This is a genomic window from Parabacteroides sp. PF5-6, from assembly GCF_029504695.1.
GTDB lineage: Bacteria > Bacteroidota > Bacteroidia > Bacteroidales > Tannerellaceae > QVMG01.
In genome coordinates this window covers 341,082-360,912 of the sequence record NZ_JAQFIN010000004.1, presented here as the reverse complement: position 1 = coordinate 360,912, position 19,831 = coordinate 341,082, and the positions used below count along the sequence as shown (strand labels likewise).

Here is a 19,831-nt window from a genome sequence, read left to right as displayed (position 1 = left end):
ATGAGGATTCAACCTAATATTCCTTGGGGATCACACCGTAGACTGCCTTGAAGCATTTGGTGAAATAGGCGGGCGAAGAGAAGCCGGTCTGGTAGGCTACTTCGCTGACGGAAAGGGTATGGCCACGAAGCAATTCGGCAGCTTTGGCCAGGCGGAAGTTGCGCAGGAAGTCGACCGGCGTGGTGCCCGTCAGCTCTTTCACTTTCCGGTGCAGGTGTCCGCGCGAGAGGCCAAGCGTATCACTCAGGCGTTCCACATTGAATTCGGAATCGGTATACACCTCTTCCAAGCGTGCCAACAGGCGGCGCAGGAACTGATCGTCGATATTCTCCGCTTTCTCCGGCTCGGCAATCAACAGCCGGTTCTCCTGCAATTTGCGGAGTAACTGCTCACGCAGCCGTTTCTGTTCTTCAAACAGGCGGATGATCTTCACCTTCACATACCGGATATCAAACGGCTTCTGGATATAACCGTCCGCCCCGCGGGCCACTCCGTAGAGGCGTTGCCGTTCATCGGTCAATGCCGTCAACAGGATCACCGGGATATGGCTGTAGGACAGATTGGTCTTGATCGCGCGACAGAGCTCGAAGCCATTCATCTCGGGCATCATCACATCGCTCAATACCAGGGAGATATCCTCTCCCCGTTCGAGCACCGCCAGGGCCTCCACCCCGTTAGCCACGGCAACGACGGGGAACTGTTCCTGCAGTTCTTTCTCGAGATAGGCGCGCACTTCTTCATCGTCTTCCACGATCAGGATCGGATAAGCATACGAGCGATTTAACAATTCCTGTGCTTCCGTATCATCCAATTGGGAGGCCTCGTAGGCATAAGGCGAGATCTGCATTTCCTGCACCACTTTCTCTGAGAAATGTGCCTTACCTTTCCGCAGCGTGACGGTGAGGGTCGTACCCTCTCCGAGCCGGCTCTGCACGGCAATCTCGCCGTGGTGCATCTCGAGGTATTGCTTCGCCAGGTGCAGGCCGATGCCTGTGCCGGTCGTCCGGTGTTCGGTATAGAAACGATCGAAGAGATAAGGCAGGTTTTCGGGTTTGATGCCCACCCCCGTGTCGCGCACCTGCAACCGCACCCGGTCGGCATCCTCGTGTAACGCCACTTCGATCACGCCATTCTCCGGGGTGAACTTAAAGGCGTTCGACAAGAGGTTGACCAATACCTTTTCCATCTGGTCCGTATCGATCCAGACACGACAGATTTTGCTTTCGGAGAGAAAACGATACTGGATCTGCCGGACCTGCGCCATACTGTCGAAATAGCTCATCACCTCGCGCGTGAAGTTCACCATCTCGACTTCCCGGATCTTCAGTTCTTCCTGGTCGTTCTCGATCTTGCGGAAGTCGAGAATCTGGTTGATCACCCGCAAGAGGCGATCGGCATTCTTCCGGATCAGTTGCAGATCGGGCAGGTAAGGCGAGTCCTGCATCAGCCCGATCAACCGGTCGAGCGGCGCCAGGATCAGCGTCAACGGCGTACGCACCTCGTGGGATACGTTGGTGAAGAACTGCAACTTCTGCGCCGTCACCTCTTTGATTTCCGCATTGAGGGCGATGAGTTTCTTGCGCTGCTCTTCCTCTTTGCGGTTGGTCTCCCGAAGCGCCTGGTTGGTCTGCTTCATCTTCCGGTTGATAAAGAACGCATAGAGCGTAAGAATGACAAAGCCGATCATCAAGACGGAGATAATCAACAGGGAGTTTTGCAGGAAATGGTATTGCGTGAACATCCCGTCCAGGCGCGAGCGTTGCGCTTCGATCTGTTGCTGGTAGTTCTCGATCCGCTCCGACTGCAGGAGGGAGGTGCGCGCCGCGCCGGCATTCACCTGCGAAGTGGAGAGCGGGATATACTTGGGTACGCTATCACCGCGCAGGATTTGCATGGCGGCTTTAATCACCTGGGCGCCGCCGGTGGGATAAAGGAACGAGGTGGTGATCTGCCCGTCGGCAACGGCCTGCAAGCCGGCACCCGGCACGGCATCGACCCCGATGATATGCAGTTTCTCCCCTTCGACCGGATCCCTCCGTACGAAGAACTCCCGGGCGGCAATCGCCATCATATCGTTATGGGCATAGACAAAATCGATCTTCTCGGGCAACGGCATCCGGGCGATACGCACGGAGGTTGTATCGTAGCGCCACTCCCCTTCCAGTTTGATCAACGAGAGATCGGACCGCCCCATCAGGGCATCCGTAAAACCGATATGCCGCTCCTGCGCGGGCGAGGAGGTCGACAAGCCCCAGATCTCCAGCACCACGGCGCCTTTCGGCAGGTGGGCGGCGGCATAGAGGCCGGCGTCTTTCCCGATCTCGTAATTATTGGCGCCGACGAAGGTGGTATAAAGTTCGCTGTCGATCTTCCGGTCGGTGATAACCGTCGGTATGCCCGCGCGGTAGGCCTCTTCGGCCACCGCCGTCAAGGGCGCCGATTCGTTCGGGGAGATGATCAAGACATCCACACCCATACCGATCAGTTCCCGGATCTGCTCGATCTGTTGCTGGTTGTTGGTGTCCGCATTGCGAATCTCCAACCGCAGGCCATCGTACATGGAAGCCTCGATCTCCACCTCGCGGATCATCGTCTGCCGCCAGGCATCGTCGAGCATACATTGAGAGAGCCCGACCACATATTCTTTTTTGCCGGAACGCGAATGACAGGAGGTCATCAGGACAACACTGCCTAAGAGTAACAAAAGTGGAACCTGAATATAGCGCATATCATACAGCTGTCGATTACAAACATACAAAAATACCGGAAACGAAAGCGTTGAAACGATCACATTTGTCACATTACGATCACATTTGTCACCTATGCGACATTTGTCATAGCCCCAAGTCGATTTGTTATAGTCCGCCACCCCGCCGTCCTTTAGCTTTGCCGACAGAATATCATGTCGAACACATAAAAACAATTTTATGAAAACATCACCTCTTGGTAAACTGTGCGTCTGGGCATTCCTGCTTTTGATGACACAAATGATTTACGCGCAACAGATCGGGATCAGCGGAACGGTTATCTCCGCCACGGACGACTATCCGATCATCGGCGCTTCAGTGATTGAGAAAGGAACAACAAACGGGACCGTGACCAACCTGGACGGGCAGTTCACGCTCTCCGTAGCGAAAGGAGCGATCGTGCAGATCAGCTACATCGGTTTCACGACACAGGAGATCACCATCGAAAATGCCTCTCCCCTACATATTATATTACGGGAAGACGTGCAAGCGTTGGGCGATGTGATCGTGACCGGTTATTCTTCACAGAAAAAGGCCGACCTGACCGGAGCGGTCTCCGTCGTTAAGATGGATGAGATCAAGACGATCAACACCAGCAATGCCATGCAATCCCTGCAGGGGCGTGTGCCGGGCGTGCATATCACCAATACGGGTAACCCAACGGGCGATGTGGACGTGAAGGTGCGCGGCGTCTCTACCCTGGGCAACAGCAAGCCGCTCTATATCATCGACGGTGTGCCCAGTACCCGTTCGATGAACGAGATCGCCACATCGGATATCGAGTCGATCCAGGTATTGAAAGATGCTTCGGCAGCGACGATCTACGGTTCGCGCGCGGCAAACGGTGTGATTATCGTCACCACCAAAAAGGGGAAAGCCGGTGGTACGCAGATTGATTTCCGCGCTTCATTGACGGCTTCCCAATGGCAACGCTCGGTCGACCTCTTGAATGCCGAACAACGCGGACAGGCGCAGTGGCTGGCCGCCATGACCGACGGCAACGATCCGAACTACGGAAACTACACCTTCGACTGGCACCGGGATGCCAACGGTTATGGCGTATTGGATAAGGTGAACCTGCCGCAATACCTCTATGTCGGTGGCGTGGCGACGATGGAAGCCACCGATACCGACTGGGTAAAAGAGATCAGCCGCACCGGCTTTATCCAGAACTACAATGTGACGGTGAGCAACGGCAATGAGAAAGGACGCGTGCTCTTCTCCGCCGACTACTACGGCAACAAAGGAACGATCAAAGGCTCGCAGTTCAACCGTATCGTTGCCCGCGTGAACAGCGATTACAAATTATTCGACGGCCGGGTGACGATCGGTGAGAACCTTTCGATCTCCAAAACGCGGGAGTCGGCGCTCGACGCCGCCAACCTGCAGGACCGTGCCCGCCTGATCCAACCGCTGGTGCCCGTCTACGACAGGGAAGGCGGCTGGGGAGGTCCCGCCAGTAACATGAGCGACCGCCAGAACCCGGTGCGTATGATCGAAGACAACAAAGACAACCATAAGGATGTGATCCGCCTGTTCGGGGATATCAGCCTGGATATCGAGATCCTGAAAGGCTTGCACTTCCGCTCCAAACTGGGGATCGACTATACCGGCTTCTGGCAACGGTATATGCAGAAGAGCTATCAGTCGGGCTTCCTCTCCGACGAGACCGCCCGCCTGGACACCCATTCGAACTACGGTGGCAACTGGGTATTGAGTAATACCCTGAACTATAAGTTCGACCTGGGCAAGCATAACTTCGACCTATTGGCCGGTCAGGAGATGCTGAAATACAGTTTCGAAGAGATGTCGGCCGGCCGCGATGGCTTTGTATTGGAGACACCGGACTATATGTATCTCTCGGCGGGTGAAGCGAATTTCCGCAACAGCGGAGGCGCCACTTCTTACGCGCTCTCCTCTTTCTTTGGCAAAATCAACTATGCATACGATAATAAATACCTGGCTTCATTCACCCTGCGCCGCGACGGCTCTTCCCGCTTCGGGAGCAACAACCGCTGGGGTACCTTCCCCGCCTTCTCCCTGGGATGGCGCGTGAGCGAAGAAGCTTTCTTCGAAAGCGCGAAGAGCGTATTCTCCGACCTCAAACTGCGTTATGGATGGGGGAAAACCGGCAACCAGGAGATCGACAACTACGCCGCTTACGGCCTCTACCAGGCACGCTACTATACCGATCCGACCTGGGAACGCGACCAGGGTACGGCCTACGATATCTACGGCAACAACCAGGGCACACTGCCTTCGGGTTTCCTGCGTACGCAACGCCCGAACGCCAACCTCAAATGGGAAGCGACCACTCAGCACAATGGCGGGATCGACTTCGGCCTGTTGAACCAGAAGTTTGTCGGCTCGGTCGATTACTTCCTGAAGAAGACCGATGATATCCTGGTGAAACCGCCCTATATCGCAACGATCGGCTTTGGTGGCGACAGCTATGTGAACGGTGCCAGCATGGAGAACTGGGGGTTGGAGTTTGCATTGACCTACAACCAGAAGATCGGCGAAGTAGATCTTTCCGTAACCGGCAATATCGCCAGCTACCGCAATAAGATCACCAAACTGCCGGAGGATGTGATCAACTCCTATCCGGGTAACGGGAACGACCAGACCATTCTGGGGCGTCCGTGGAAGTCGCTCTTCGGCTACGTGACCGACGGCTTGTTCCAATCGCAGGCGGAGATCGACGCCCATGCCGAGCAACCGGGCAAAGGACTGGGACGTATCCGCTACAAAGACCTCAACAACGACGGCAAGATCAACGACGAAGACCGCACCTGGCTCGGCGTGGAAGATCCCGACTTCCTCTACGGTTTGAACGTGGCTGCTTCCTGGAAGAACTTCGACTTCTCGATGTTCTGGAACGGACAGGTCGGCTCGTACACCTACAACTGGTTGAAAGAATTCACCGACTTCTACGGCTTCTTCGGCGGACAGAACTACGGTACCCGCCTGTTAGACGGCTGGCGTCCGGACAATACCGACACGACGATCCCGGCAGTCTCGGGCAGCGATGTAAACAACGAGATCCGTACGTCGGACTACTTTGTCGAAAACACCTCTTTCCTCAAATTGGCGAACTTCGAACTGGGCTACCGCCTGCCGGCGAACCTCTTGAAAGCCGCACGCATGGAAAATGCCCGCATCTATATCTCCGGACAGAACCTGTTAACGATCAAGAAAGGATCGGGCAAAGACGCCTTCACCGGTGTCGATCCCGAAACACCCCGTTTCGCTTATCCGGTTCCGCGTTCCTTTACCGTCGGAGTCAATGTATCTTTCTAATTCGTAATTCGTAATTTTTAATTCGTAATTGATAATGAAAACACTCAAATATACCACATTAGCCACCGCTTTACTGCTCTCAACGGCAGCGTGCGACTCATTCTTAGACGAATCGCCCAAAGGCGTAGCCGGTTCGGAAGCCCTAAACAGCCCGGCTGAAATAGAGAAGATGGTCATTGCAGCCTATTCTTCATTGGGAAACGACAACTACCAGCGAGGCATGAACGCGCTCTGGCCTTATGGCGACCTGCGTAGCGGCGACTCCCATAAAGGGGGTGACGGGCCCGGCGACATGGGCGACTTCAATACGTTCGAGACCTTCGTGTATATGCGCGACGACCTGGGTTATCTCGATCAGAAATGGTACGGCCAATACGTCAATATCGCCCGGGCGAACGATGCCCTGGCACGCCTTGTCGAAGCTTCCGAGAGTGAATTCCCGAAGAAGAAAGTACGCGAAGCGGAAATGCGCTTCCTGCGTGCCCATTACTACTTCGAATTGAAGATCCTCTACAAACACGTGCCCTATGTCGACGAGACCATCCCGACCGAAGAGTATATCAATGTCTCGAACGTGGAGTTTACCGATCAGCAGCTCTGGGATAAGATCGTTGCCGAGTTCCGCTTCGCCGCGGAGAATCTGCCCGACAACAACGAAGACAAAGGAAGAGCCGACAAAGGCATGGCACAGGCCTACCTGGCGAAAGCCCTGTTGTATTCGGCCTACGAGCAGGACGAGAAACACAATGTAGTCAATATCAACCGCACCAAGCTGGAAGAGGTAGTCAGTCTCTGCAAAGGATTAGGCGGTAAGTATGCCCTGGCAAGCGATTTTGCCGAGAACTTCCTCTGCGAGACCGAGAACGGCAGTGAGTCGATCTTTGCCATCCAACACTCGCATAGCGACGGAACCCTGCGCGGCCGCCTCGACTGGGGAGCGATGCTCAACTACCCGATGAACCCGGAATATGGCTGCTGTGGTTTCCACCAGCCGACACAGAATATGGTCAATGCCTTCCGCACCGACGAGAACGGCCTGCCCCTACTCGATACGTTCAACGAGAAAAGTATCACTACCCCGGACGATCTCTTGGCCAACCCCGTCGATCCGCGCCTGAACCATACGGTAGCCATACCGGGATTGCCTTATAAGTACAATCCGGAGTTCCTTTTCCAGGAAGACTGGAACCGCAGTCCGCAGACTTACGGCCCGTTTATGTCGATGAAAGAAACGGTATTGCCCGACTGCCCCTGCTTTGCCAAAGCGGACCCGTTCATGTCGAGCTCGAAGAACCGCGACGTGATCCGCTACGACGATGTGCTCCTCTGGCAGGCCGAAGCATTGATCGAACTGGGACGGCAGGACGAAGCCTTATCGCTGATCAATGCCATCCGCCAACGGGCGGCCAACAGCACGGCACGCCTGGTCGATGTGCAGGGAGATGCGATCGGCCGGTTCAAGGTCGACAATTACAAACCCGGTGTGAACTGCCCGGCATGGACACAGGATTTCGCCCGCAAAGCCTTACGTTTCGAACGCCGCCTGGAGTTCTCGCAGGAAGGGCATCGCTTCTTCGATCTGGTACGCTGGGGCATTGCCGCCGAAACGGTGAACGCTTATCTCGCCGTCGAGAAAACAAGACGTGGCGCTTACCTGCAAGAAGCTACTTTCACAAAAAACAGGGACGAATATTTCCCTATTCCAAAAGCACAGGTTAACTTTAGCAAGAAATTGTATCAGCAGAACTATGGCTGGTAGAGAGGGAATTAAAAATTAAGAATTAAAAATTAAGAATTAATATCAGTACCATGAAGTTATATCTATATGTATGCGTTTGTTGCTTCCTCTGCGCTTGCGGCGGGAAAGCGAGTCAGAGTGAGACAAAGAGTGAAACGAGAGCGTTTCAGGAGACGTATCGCCCGCAGGTACATTTCAGTCCGGCTTCCGGTTGGATGAACGATCCGAACGGGATGGTGTATTATAAAGGGGAATACCACCTGTTCTACCAACATTACCCCAACGATACGCAATGGGGGCCGATGCACTGGGGCCATGCCATCAGCACCGACCTGGTGCATTGGGAGCACCAGCCGATTGCGATCTACCCCGATGAACTGGGTTATATCTTCTCCGGCAGCGCGGTGGTGGACAAGGCAAACACCTCCGGTCTGGGCAGTACGGAGAACCCGCCGTTGATCGCGTTCTTCACCTATCACGATATGAAGAAAGAGAAAGCGGGCGAGATCGATATCGAATCGCAAGGCATCGCTTACAGCCTGGATAAAGGACGCACCTGGACGAAGTATGCCCAAAACCCAATCCTGAAGAATCCGGGCATCCGCGACTTCCGCGATCCGAAAGTATGCTGGCACGCTCCTTCCCGCCAGTGGGTCATGAGTATTGCCTCCGGACAGGTCATCCGTTTCTACGGATCGAAAAACTGTCTGGATTGGGAATACCTCAGTGCGTTCGGCAAAGGCGTCGGCAGTCACGAGGGTGTATGGGAATGCCCCGATCTCTTCCCGTTGAAAGTAAACGGATCGAACGAAGAGAAATGGGTATTGATCGTCAATATCAATCCCGGAGGACCGGCCGGCGGATCGGCTACGCAGTATTTCGTCGGCGACTTCGACGGCAAGCAGTTCACCTCCGCCCAGCAGGAGACACTCTGGATGGATTACGGCAAAGACAACTATGCCGGCGTGACCTGGTCGGACGCTCCGGACAACCGGCGGATCCTGATCGGCTGGATGAACAACTGGCAGTACGCCGGCAAAGAACCGACACCGACCTGGAGCGGCGCCGCTACCTTCCCGCGCGAGATGGGCCTGGTGCAAGATGGTTCCCTCTATCTGTTGACTTCCACGCCTGTGAAAGAGATCGACCACCTGAAAGGACAAAACATGCAATTGGCAAAGACCCCGGTGAAGAGTTCCTACCTATTGACCGATCAGTTCAAATTCGCCGCATCGCCACTGGAGATCAAGTTGACATTCGATCAGAGCAACAATACGCAGATGAATTTCCCCGCCAAATACGGCATACGCCTCAAGAACGACAAGGGAGAATACATCCTGATCGGCTATGATAACATGGAAAAGATCTTTTATGTCGACCGGACAAACGCGACGGCGGAGATTTTCTCCGAGCATTTCTCGTCCTTGCACGGCGTGCCCTATATCGTGAACAGCCCGCAGGTGGACTGGCACCTGATCATCGACGCCAACTCCATCGAGTTCTTCGCCGCCGGTGGCCGCATCGTCCTGACCAATCTGTTTTATCCCTCCGCGCCGTTCGATACGATCGAGTTGTTCACGCAGAACGGAGAGATCGATCTCGTTTCGGCAGAGATCAATGAGTTACAAAGTATTTACTGATCCCATTATGTCACAAGATAAAGAAACAAAGAAGCCGGTGGTCGTCGGTATTGGCGAACTGCTCTGGGATGTCTTCCCGGACCGGAAGAAAGCGGGAGGCGCTCCGATCAACTTCGTCTATCATGCCACGCAGATGGGCGCCGAAGGGTGTGCAATCAGCGCCGTAGGCAATGATGTTTTCGGCACCGAGATCATTATGGAGCTCGAGAAGAACCGGATCGGCAATTATATCGAGAAGGTGGAGCATCCTACCGGAAGCGTACTGGTGGAACTCGACAACGGCTCGCCCACGTACACCATCATCGAAGGGGTCGCCTGGGACTATCTGCCGTTGACCCAACAGGCGATCGAGCTGGTGAAACAGGCGGATGCCATCTGCTTCGGCACCCTGGCGCAGCGTTCACCGGTAGCCCACGAGACGATCACGGCATTGCTCGGTTACGCGAAAGAAGAAGCCTTGCGTTTCTTCGATATCAATATCCGCCAGCATTATTACAGTAAAGAACTGATCGAAGCGTCATTGAAGAAAGCGAATGTCTTCAAACTGAACGACGAGGAGCTCCTCCTGTTGCGCCCGATGTTCGGCCTGGAAGGGAGTGACGAAGAAGTATGCCGCTGGTTTATGCGGGAATATGGATTGCGTTACCTGATTCTGACCGGAGGCAGCCGGTTCAGCACGATCTATTCGCCGGAAGAATCCTCGACCCTCGCCACCCCGAAGGTGACGGTAGCCGATACGGTAGGTGCCGGCGACTCTTTCTCCGGAGCTTTTGTCTATTCGATCCTGACAGGGCGCTCCCTTCGCGAAGCGCATCAAAAAGCGGTCGAGATAGCAGCCTTTGTTTGTACACAACAGGGGGCTTGGCCGGCATACGAATTGACAATTGATAATTGATAATTGATAATTGACAATTAATGAAGCTATCTCGGCTCCTCTCCTGGCCAGGAGAGGGGGACCGCCGCTTGCGGTGGTGGAGAGGTTGTTTTCTTTAATGTCCTCTTATAAAAATTAAAACAATGAAAGAAAAAAACATATTCTTCAAACTCATCCCCATCATGCTGGCCTTCTTCGTGATGGGCTTCGTCGACCTGGTCGGCATCGCCACCAACTATGTCAAGGCCGACTTCGATCTGTCGGATACCCTGGCCAACCTCTTCCCGTCGATGGTCTTCTTCTGGTTCCTGATCTTCTCGGTGCCGACCGGCATACTGATGAACCGGATCGGCCGGCGGAAGACCGTATTGCTCAGCCTGGCCGTCACAGCGGTCTCTCTCGTTTTGCCGTTGATCAGCTATTCTTTTATTTCCATGCTGATCTCTTTTTCCCTCTTGGGTATTGGCAATGCATTGATGCAAACGTCCCTGAACCCCTTGCTCTCCAATATCGTCAGCAACGAACGCCTGGCCAGCAGCATGACCTTCGGGCAGTTCGTCAAAGCGATCGCCTCGTTTCTGGCACCCATCATCGCGGCCTGGGCCGCCGCTTCGTTTGGGGATTGGAAATTCCTCTTCCCGATCTTTATGGCCATTGCCGTACTGGCGATCCTCGGCTTGAGCACGGTAGAGATCAAAGAACAGGACGAGAAAGGGGAAACTTCCACCTTCGCCCAGTGCTTTGCGTTATTGGGTGATAAGATGATTTTCCTTTCTTTCCTGGGCATTATGTGTCATGTGGGCATCGATGTGGGGGTGAACGTGACGGCGCCGAAGATCCTGATCGAACGCCTGGATATGGACCTCTCGGCTGCGGGTTATGCCACCAGCGTGTATTTCCTTTTCCGCACCATCGGCTGTCTGTTGGGCACCTTTATCCTGGCGAAGTTTTCCTCGCGCCTGTTCTTCCTCGTCAGCGTGGTGGCGATGGTGTTGGGTTTCGGAGGCTTGTTCTTCCTCGGCGACCTGACTTCGATCTATGTCTGCATTGGTCTGATCGGGTTTGGCAATTCGAACATCTTCCCCATCATCATGTCGCAAGCCCTGTTGAACCGCCCCGACAAGAAAAACGAAGTGTCCGGCCTTTTGATCATGGGCCTCTTCGGCGGAACAATCTTCCCGTTGATCATGGGTATTGCCTCCGACGCGATGCAAACCCAGGTGGGTGCACTGATCGTTATGTCCTTCGGTGTATTATATCTATTTGCCTTCACGGGAAAACTCAAAAACACCTAACCCCAAAAAAGTTTTTACCCCGGCCTTCACCTTTCACCTTTCACCCAGATCCCTGTATTGATCAGCGTTTCGGGTGAAGGGTGAAAGGTGAAGAGCAGGGTAAAAACTTTTATGTGTAGGGGGTTGCGGAAAAGGCCGCCGGAGTTTCCAAAAAGGCCGGCGGCCTTTTTTAAAACTCCGGCAGCCTTTTTCAAAACTCCGGCGGCCTTTTTTTGAGAGGCATGTTCCTAATAGGATATATTCTCGAGCACCGCGATCTTTCCGGTCTGCACACCTTTAGAAAACAAGTCCTGAACGGAAGCGAAATCCATGGACGTGGAGGGTGCGAACGCGTCGGATTGCATATAGTTGATCAGGCTTTTGTAGAACTGCCGGGCTTCCGGTTTGTCTTCCACAGCTTCCAGATCGGACATACACACCAACAGCTTACCCCCTTCGACACTCAGTTCGAACACCAGCCCCAATTTATGGTTGCGTTCGATATTATCGATCACCTGCACGATCGGGCGATAATCGGCCGGCATCCGGTCGAGAATCATCGGATAACTCTCTTTGATGATCGGGAACCATTGCCAGTGCGTATGATAATCCGTAGGGAAGTCGTCGAACAGCGGGTGACGGGGTTCGATCAATAAGCCCATCGTCCCGGGGGATACCGGCTTGCCGATCCGTTCGCAGATGCTACTAAACATCCGGTAGTTCCAGTAATCGGTCTGGAACAGGGCGCCAACCGTCAGGTGTTTCATCTGTTCTTTCCGGGGAAACCACAATACCTTACCGCCTTTGCGCAACGCGGCAATCGCCGGAGCATCCAACGCGCGGGTCAGGGTGATCTCTTCCGGTATTTGTATTTCCGTACGCGCCGGATAGATCCAGAGCGGATAATGATTGCGATAGTCCGTATCCGCGATCGCGATCTCCAGCGTGACTTTTGCCGCTTTCTTTACGGAGGAGATCTGCGGGTTAATATTTCCAACCTCGACCAGGCCTTTTTCCGTCCGTTCGATCGGGAGTTGCCCCTGATCGATCATTTCCCCATCCGCGCCCGTCAATCGCCAGTCGACCGTCTTACCGGTCAAAGCCGCAGGCGAATAGTCGGCAATCAGGATCTTTCCCGACAGCGCTTCGTCGTGGGTCAGGCAAAACTTCTCGGTCACAAACAACGGGACAACATCATTGCAAAACTCCCGCCATTCCTCCGGCGTGATATGTCCCTTATTGTCCATAAAAGCATCCAGGATCCCCACATAGGCAGAGCCCTGTCCGGGATAATCCTGCAGATCGAGCAACTGGAAACCGCCAAAGCCTTTCGTGCGCAGGTCCATCTCGATATCCGCCTTATACAAAAGAGCCGACCAGCGTCCGGAGGCCTTAAAGAAATCATCGGCCTGATCCAGCATACCGGCTTCTTCCAGGCGTTTGCGGAAGATCTCCATATTGTCCGGGCGCAAGACACCCGTGTATTTCTCCATTTCTTTATAATTGGGATAGACCTGGAACTGCCCGGTCTCGTGGCTGATCACCGGCACGGAACAGCCGGCAACGGCGGAATCAAAATTCATCACCGAGTTGGGATACGTATGGTTGAGGTATCCGCCATCGTAGGCATCGGCAAAAGAGAACGAGCCGCGGGTGTGGGTCCGGAAGCTCTCCCATTCGGCTCCACCGATGCGGCAGGTCACCAGGAAATCTTCACCGGGGATCTGTCCGCGGAAGCCCAGATAATTATTCGAGCCATAGGCATAGAGATGCCTGTCGTCGACCGCGCGGAAAGAGCGGGTCAGCGATTCCATCACCTCCAGATCGCCCGATAGTTCATTGCCCAGCGCGAACAAGACAAAAGAGGCATGGTTGCCATAAGCCTGCTGAATGTTCACGCCTTCTTTATGCAGGAAAGTCGTCAGCCGTTCATCGTCCTGATGTAAGGATCCCCAGAAAGGCAATTCGGGCTGCAGGTAGATCCCTTCGATATCCGCCGCCTCAAAACAGGCACGGGGCGGACACCAGGAGTGGAAGCGGCAATGATTGATCCCATACGACTTACACACCTGGAAGTAATGGCGCCAGGCATCGACATCCATCGCCACATGAGCCGTCAAAGGGAAAACACAGGCATCGTGCTTGCCGCGGAGGAAAGTCAGCTGGTCGTTGATCACAAACTGCGTGCCCCGCACCCCAAACTCCCGAAGGCCAAATGTCACCTCCTGGTAATCATAGTCTTCCAGCGACACTTTCAGTTGATACAACGCCGGATCGAACGCACTCCAAAATAAAGCCTCCTCTCCCAACGCGTAGTCGAACGTATACTGGCCTTCTCCCTTCTGCAGCGGATATGTCGCTGCCCGTACCTGATGCTTTTTATCCGTATTCCAGGCCGAAGCCTCCAGACGGACAGCCATGCCTTCGGTGATCTGCTCCGGATGGGCGATATGGATCTTTACCTCGACCTTCTTGCCGGCGAGACGCGGCGTAACGCGGATATCTGCCAGATGCAGCGGTGCACGGGCTTCGAGATAGAGCGCTCCGATGATGCCGTTCCAGTTGGTTTGCGTCGATTCGGTATAGGCATGCGAGCTGGTGATCACCTGCGGGGGAACCGACTCGCCATTGTCGACCCGGATCACGAGTTGGTGGGAACCGGGAGTCATATATTTACTCAAATCATAAACCTGGGCAGTCGAGACATTGTCATTCTTCCCCACATACTGCCCGTCGACCCAGACATCCGTCGGCTTGGTCCGTTCCAAAACCAGCACAATCTCCTTCCCGCTCCAGTCGGCGGGGATCATCACTTCTTTCTTATACCAGGCTTTGCCCACATAGGTATATGCGCGCGACAAAGCGGTGGTGTTCGAATGATCGGTATTATATACTCCTTTCCGGGCTACATCCGTTGTTCCCGGCAAAGACAAAGAGTCCGCGAAAGTCGTTTGCGCCCAATTCGCTGCCATCCCGACATCCAAAGAATCCAACTGTAATCCCCATATTCCTTCCAGAGAAAGATGCGCACGCGGTTGCGGCTGAGATGTGCAAGCGGTATACAGACCGAGAAATAACACACAGATAAACGAAAATAGGTAGTTCTTCATCATACGATTGTTTTTAAGTATCAAATATACAAATAATCTTTACTCACCTCTATTTCTGCATAATAATTATTCTATCTTTGCCGTGAGAAACATAAAAAACCATGAAACGACCATCTATTTTATCCGCAGCAATCGTTTTATTGCTTGCAGCCTGCGGCACACCACAGCCGGAGAATACGTATGCCGACTATCCGATTCAGTCGGTGAACCTCAACCAGGTGAGTCTGACCGATAACTTCTGGTTACCCAAGATTGAGACGATCCAAAAGAAAGCCATCGCTTATGCCTTCGACAAATGTGAGAGCGAAGGGCGCTTCGAGAATTTTGTCACCGCCGGCAAAGTGATGCGTGGCGGGAAAGGCGAATACATCGGCGTGATGCCTTTCGACGATACCGACGTCTATAAGATCATCGAAGGTGCCGCCTATTCCCTGATCTCGGCTCCCGACGCAGAGTTGGAAGCGTACGTGGATTCGGTGATCGGCATCGTGGCCCAGGGACAGGAACCCGACGGATACCTGACCACCTGGCGCACGATCATGCCCGACGGCTCGCCTTGCAGCTGGGTCGAACCTGGCCCACGCTGGTCGTACCTGCAGATGAGCCACGAGCTCTACAACGCCGGACACCTCTATGAGGCGGCAGCAGCCCATTATCACGCGACCGGCAAACGGAACTTCCTCGATATAGCACTCCGCAATGCCGACCTGATCGTCGAAGTCTTTGGCGCACCCGATTACTTTGCCGTGCCCGGTCATCAGGTGATCGAAACCGGTCTGGTGAAACTCTATCAGATCACCGGAAAAGAAGACTATCTGCTCTTATCGAAAAAATTCCTCGACCTGCGCGGAGATAAGAGTCGCAGAAAAGTGTTTGGCGACTACTGGCAGGATCATCGGCCGGTGACAGAGCAAGACGAGGCCGTAGGACACGCTGTCCGGGCGGTATATATGTATGCTGGCATGGCGGATATCGCAGCGATCTTCAACGATAAGGACTACCTGAAGGCGATCCATACCTTGTTCGACAACGTGACGAATAAAAAGGTGTATGTCACCGGTGGGCTGGGCGCCCGCCACCAGGGCGAATCGTTCGGCGACAACTACGAATTGCCCAACCTGACAGCCTATAGCGAGACCTGTGCGGCGATCGGTGGCGTCTACTGGTACGACCGCATGTTCCGGCTCACCGGAAAGGCCAAATACCATGATATTCTGGAGCATACCCTCTACAATGCCCTGATTGCCGGTATCTCCCTCGAAGGGACGGAATATTTCTATCCCTGCGCCCTGGAGTCGGACGGCGAATATCAATTTAACCGGGGCCATTGCACACGCGCTCCCTGGTTCGATTGCTCCTGCTGCCCGAGCAACCTGATGCGTTTCATCCCTTCCGTGCCCAACCTGATCTACGCCACCGGCGAAGCGGGAGAGATCTATGTCAATCTCTTCATCTCCAACCAGGCGACTATCCCGGTGAACGGGAAAAAGATAACGATCGAACAGGAAACAAACTATCCCTGGGAGGGAACAGTGAAAGTGAAAGTAAAAGCCGACAGTCCGCAAACATCCACCCTGAAGTTTCGCATCCCCGGCTGGACGCGCAACGAAGTGATGCCGGGCGCCCTGTATAGCTATAAGAATGAATCGGGCGAGCCCTGGACGGTTTCCCTGAACGGTGAATCGATCGAACCCCGGTTGGACGAAGAAGGTTACCTCTCTATCACCCGCGAATGGACCGACGAGCAAATCGAGCTCAACTTCCCGATGCCCGTCCGCCAGGTCGTAGCCGACGAAAAGATCGAAGGCAACCGGGGGCTCACCACGATCACCCGCGGACCATTGGTCTACTGCATGGAAGAAGTGGATAATCCGGGCTTCGATAAGGTAAAGATTACTCCTGCCACCACTTTTACGGCAGAAAAACGCCCCGATCTCCTGAACGGCGTCCATACGCTCATTTCAAAAGATCCGGGCGAATCCGTATGCCTGGTTCCCTACTATGCCTGGTCGAACAGAGGTGTCAACCGCATGAAGGTCTGGTTGCCTTAACCATAAGGCAACCGCATTCTTCTCATTATTTAAGTCCTGTGGCTTCCATCCACATCTCCGCCATCAGTTGACGGCCGGGGAGGTCGGGATGGACGCCGTCGCCCGCCCAGTAGCGAGCCGGCGCCTGCTTCACGGCAGCATCAAAGCCGGATTGGAAAGGAACAAATACGGCATTGAACTCACCGGCCAGTTTCTTTGCGATCCGGCGATATTCATCGAACATCGGAAACCAACGCTGCTCTTCAATCGCCGATCCGCCTTTCAAAGCAAAAGGCTCACAGATCACGAATTGCACGTTCGGCAGTTTCTCTTTCGTATAGGCAAGCAGGTTACGGTAGTCGTTCTCGTACACCTCGGCTGTCCCTTTGTAGCCGCCGGTCAGTGTATGCCAGTAATCGTTCACCCCGATCAGGATACTGACCACATCGGGAAAGAACGCCAGGCATTCCGCTTCCCAACGCTCGCGCAGCTGATACACTTTGTTGCCGCTGATGCCCCGGTTGTACACCTTGGGTTGCTTCGCCGCATGGGTATTCAACAACTGACTGGCGATAAACAGGCTATACCCGCTCCCCAGCATCGGCATGGAGTTCGCGATATTGTTTGCCCGATCGCGCCCCGCGTCGGTGATCGAATCGCCTTGCAGCATAATCACCGCATCTTTCTTCAAAGTAATCTTCGGCGCATGCACCGCCGCCTGCTCCTGCACAACAGCCTTCGCCAACTCCGGGATCAACAGCGCCCCCGCTGCCGCCAACATACTCTTCTTCAGGAAATCTCTTCTGGAATCTTTCATACGTTATTATTTAATTATTATATTTCGGTCGTATGGAACTCGCGCTAATGTCATCGCCTTTTGCGAAACAGTTTTAATGGCTCGTTTCATGGTCTCTCTTTCTTTTATATTCTATGATTTTTAAACACTTCAGCCATTAGAAACCCCAAAGATCAAGCATTTTGCACTATTTTCCAATTATTCCGCCCCTCAAAATAAGTTCTTGATTGCAAACGTACTCAAAACAGCTCTATGATCCGAGGGATAATCTTCAATCACAAGATCACTGTACTCATCGGAAACACCAATCAATTGCGAACGGCTTACTGAGAGGTTTTAAAAGAATAGATAACTTTCAACGCCTCTCGCCTACTTGTTCCTTTTTTAATATCCATCTGGGATAAGGATTTCCACAAAGAGACGGTTTCGTCATCTATCGTATCATCCAGACACGCATTCCAATCAGGCAGATAACCACGTAATCCCATATATTGTACCATCGCAAAATCGGGATCGTTTATGTCGACATCGCGGAAATAGATCAGGGTAGACTTCTTTTCGATCAATTTATCCTGTAATGCTTCTATCTCTATATTCTTTATTTTGCTCTCTGTGTCGATTGCTAAAGAAGCGGCTATGCCCGCGGCTTCGCCTAAGGCCATCCAGCAAGGCTCCATTCGTAAGGTGGAAAATCCGATATGGCTGCCCGATACCGGTACCGGAATCAACAGGTTATCTATCTTTTGTGGAACGATCACACCAAACGGAACGGTATATACTGCGGAGGCATAACTGAGGAAACCATCCAGATGTACTTTCCCCGCTTCTCTTTTGCGCACAGCATGTGAGTCTAAGGCATAGTGGCTGGCTGTAATGCTATTGCCATGCAAGGGAGGGCGTTTGCCCGGAGCAACCGGTAACGCATCGTTTGCCGTAAAGAAGTATTCGCCCTCAAAACGTCTTCCTTCTCGCACATACACCTGGCGTGGGAAATGTTCGTTATCGATGTATTCGTCTTTAGCTAATCCCCATTCCAGACAGGCTTCACGGAAATGTTTGGGTAATTCTTTATCGTTTTGCGCAAACCAAAACAACCCCAAAATATACTCTTTCAACCGTTCGGCAAAGCGATCGCGCCACTCCCAGCCGGAGGTTGGCCAGGGCCAGTTCTCTTCCGGCAGGTCGGTCGAAATGAAGGCGTCGTGCTGGTTGTTGGCATCGGTCTTCATATTGGGCACATGAACGATATTGGTGATACGGGCAATTCCCCAGATATCACCCGGAAGAGTCGAGACATTTCCGGCTTTGATGTTCCGGCGATTCTCTTCCATCATTTCGGGAGTTACACCCAGCATCTTCGCATTGGTCGTGCGTCCGGTCCATACATCTTCGATCATAGAGATATATTCCTGGCGGTTATAGTTCTTCGGTTTCCGGATAGGAACCCGGTTCGCGGGATTATTCGTCAGACATAATCGGTAATTATAGGACTGTACCGCGTTGTCCGGTTCGAAGGTGCTGCAGTCTTGCTCCGGCCCCGACCAATATTTATACACTTGTCCGGCACCCGGTTCTCCGAATTCACTTTTTCCTTCACGGCCAATGCGGAAAGGAACTTTAGCGGCGGCACCGAGATCACCTTCATAAGTCGCGTCTACAAATACTTTACCGGTATACGTTTCTATCTGTTTGCTTTCCCGGTTCAGGATGCGTATCGCCACAATGCGATCATCTTTCCGGTCGATATTCCGGGCCTCCGCATCGAACTGACGCATACGAAGGATCGTAATCTTGTCTTTGTATCCCGCCAGCATCTCATCGAACACCCGGGCTCCAACCGAAGGTTCGAAGTGATAGCCATCGCTACAGACTTTAACCTGTTCCGAATCCGGGCCGTAAGTATCGATATATTGTTGTTTGACCCGGTCGACAAACTCCCGGAACAATCCGGTGGTCGCGTCACGCGTAGCAATATCCGTAGCACCCAACCCATTGGCAGGCAAGCCTCCGATATGGGCAGTCCGTTCCAATAACACGGATGTTTTTCCTTCACGAGCGGCTGCGATAGCGGTCATTATCCCTCCCGGGGTCCCACCAACAATCACCAGATCGTATTCCTTCTGCTGGGCGATCCCCGCCGTCTGCAAACAAACAAAAGATAAAATGAATAATAAATATTTCATACGCTTACTAATTTAGAATAAACTTAGAATAACAAAGCATACGCGCACCAAAGAACAGGCGCTTGTCCATGATAATCACCGGGCCAATTTACGGTTATTTTTGCTTTTCCGTCATCAATAACCAAAATATTATCTTTCA

The 19,831-nt window shown here is 53.3% G+C and carries 10 protein-coding genes; 6 read left to right on the top strand and 4 right to left on the bottom strand.

Annotated features, from left to right (window positions below; genetic code table 11):
• Positions 1 to 13 precede the first annotated feature (13 nt).
• Complete coding sequence (locus tag M2133_RS07280) at positions 14 to 2,728, bottom strand: substrate-binding domain-containing protein (RefSeq protein ID WP_277465365.1); 2,715 nt, start codon at positions 2,726 to 2,728, stop codon at positions 14 to 16.
• Between the two features lie 199 nt (positions 2,729 to 2,927).
• Between M2133_RS07280 and M2133_RS07275 the strand changes: the two genes are divergently transcribed.
• The 5 genes from M2133_RS07275 (at position 2,928) to M2133_RS07255 (ending at position 11,594) form a co-directional block, all read left to right on the top strand.
• On the top strand, positions 2,928 to 6,047 hold the full coding sequence (locus M2133_RS07275) for a TonB-dependent receptor (RefSeq protein ID WP_277465364.1): 3,120 nt from the start codon (positions 2,928 to 2,930) through the stop codon (positions 6,045 to 6,047).
• A 34-nt stretch (positions 6,048 to 6,081) separates the two neighbouring features.
• Positions 6,082 to 7,806, top strand: a complete 1,725-nt coding sequence (locus M2133_RS07270) for a RagB/SusD family nutrient uptake outer membrane protein (RefSeq protein ID WP_277465363.1) — start codon at positions 6,082 to 6,084, stop codon at positions 7,804 to 7,806.
• A gap of 50 nt (positions 7,807 to 7,856) precedes the next feature.
• On the top strand, positions 7,857 to 9,425 hold the full coding sequence (locus tag M2133_RS07265; protein ID WP_277465362.1) for a glycoside hydrolase family 32 protein: 1,569 nt from the start codon (positions 7,857 to 7,859) through the stop codon (positions 9,423 to 9,425).
• Positions 9,426 to 9,432: 7 nt separating this feature from the next.
• Positions 9,433 to 10,320, top strand: a complete 888-nt coding sequence (locus M2133_RS07260; RefSeq protein WP_277465361.1) for a carbohydrate kinase — start codon at positions 9,433 to 9,435, stop codon at positions 10,318 to 10,320.
• 122 nt (positions 10,321 to 10,442) lie between these two features.
• Positions 10,443 to 11,594, top strand: a complete 1,152-nt coding sequence (locus tag M2133_RS07255; RefSeq protein WP_277465360.1) for an MFS transporter — start codon at positions 10,443 to 10,445, stop codon at positions 11,592 to 11,594.
• A gap of 227 nt (positions 11,595 to 11,821) precedes the next feature.
• Here M2133_RS07255 and M2133_RS07250 read toward each other — a convergent pair whose 3' ends face one another.
• The gene (locus tag M2133_RS07250) at positions 11,822 to 14,683 is read right to left on the bottom strand and encodes a sugar-binding domain-containing protein (RefSeq protein WP_277465439.1); all 2,862 of its coding nucleotides are present in this window, start codon (positions 14,681 to 14,683) and stop codon (positions 11,822 to 11,824) included.
• Positions 14,684 to 14,784: 101 nt separating this feature from the next.
• On the opposite strand from M2133_RS07250, the gene M2133_RS07245 reads away from it, so the two are divergent.
• A complete protein-coding gene (locus M2133_RS07245) occupies positions 14,785 to 16,734 on the top strand; it encodes a beta-L-arabinofuranosidase domain-containing protein (RefSeq protein ID WP_277465359.1) in 1,950 nt (649 codons plus the stop codon).
• A gap of 25 nt (positions 16,735 to 16,759) precedes the next feature.
• Here M2133_RS07245 and M2133_RS07240 read toward each other — a convergent pair whose 3' ends face one another.
• Complete coding sequence (locus tag M2133_RS07240) at positions 16,760 to 17,530, bottom strand: SGNH/GDSL hydrolase family protein (RefSeq protein WP_277465358.1); 771 nt, start codon at positions 17,528 to 17,530, stop codon at positions 16,760 to 16,762.
• A gap of 302 nt (positions 17,531 to 17,832) precedes the next feature.
• On the bottom strand, positions 17,833 to 19,692 hold the full coding sequence (locus M2133_RS07235) for an FAD-dependent oxidoreductase (RefSeq protein ID WP_277465357.1): 1,860 nt from the start codon (positions 19,690 to 19,692) through the stop codon (positions 17,833 to 17,835).
• Between the last annotated feature and the right edge of the window lie 139 nt (positions 19,693 to 19,831).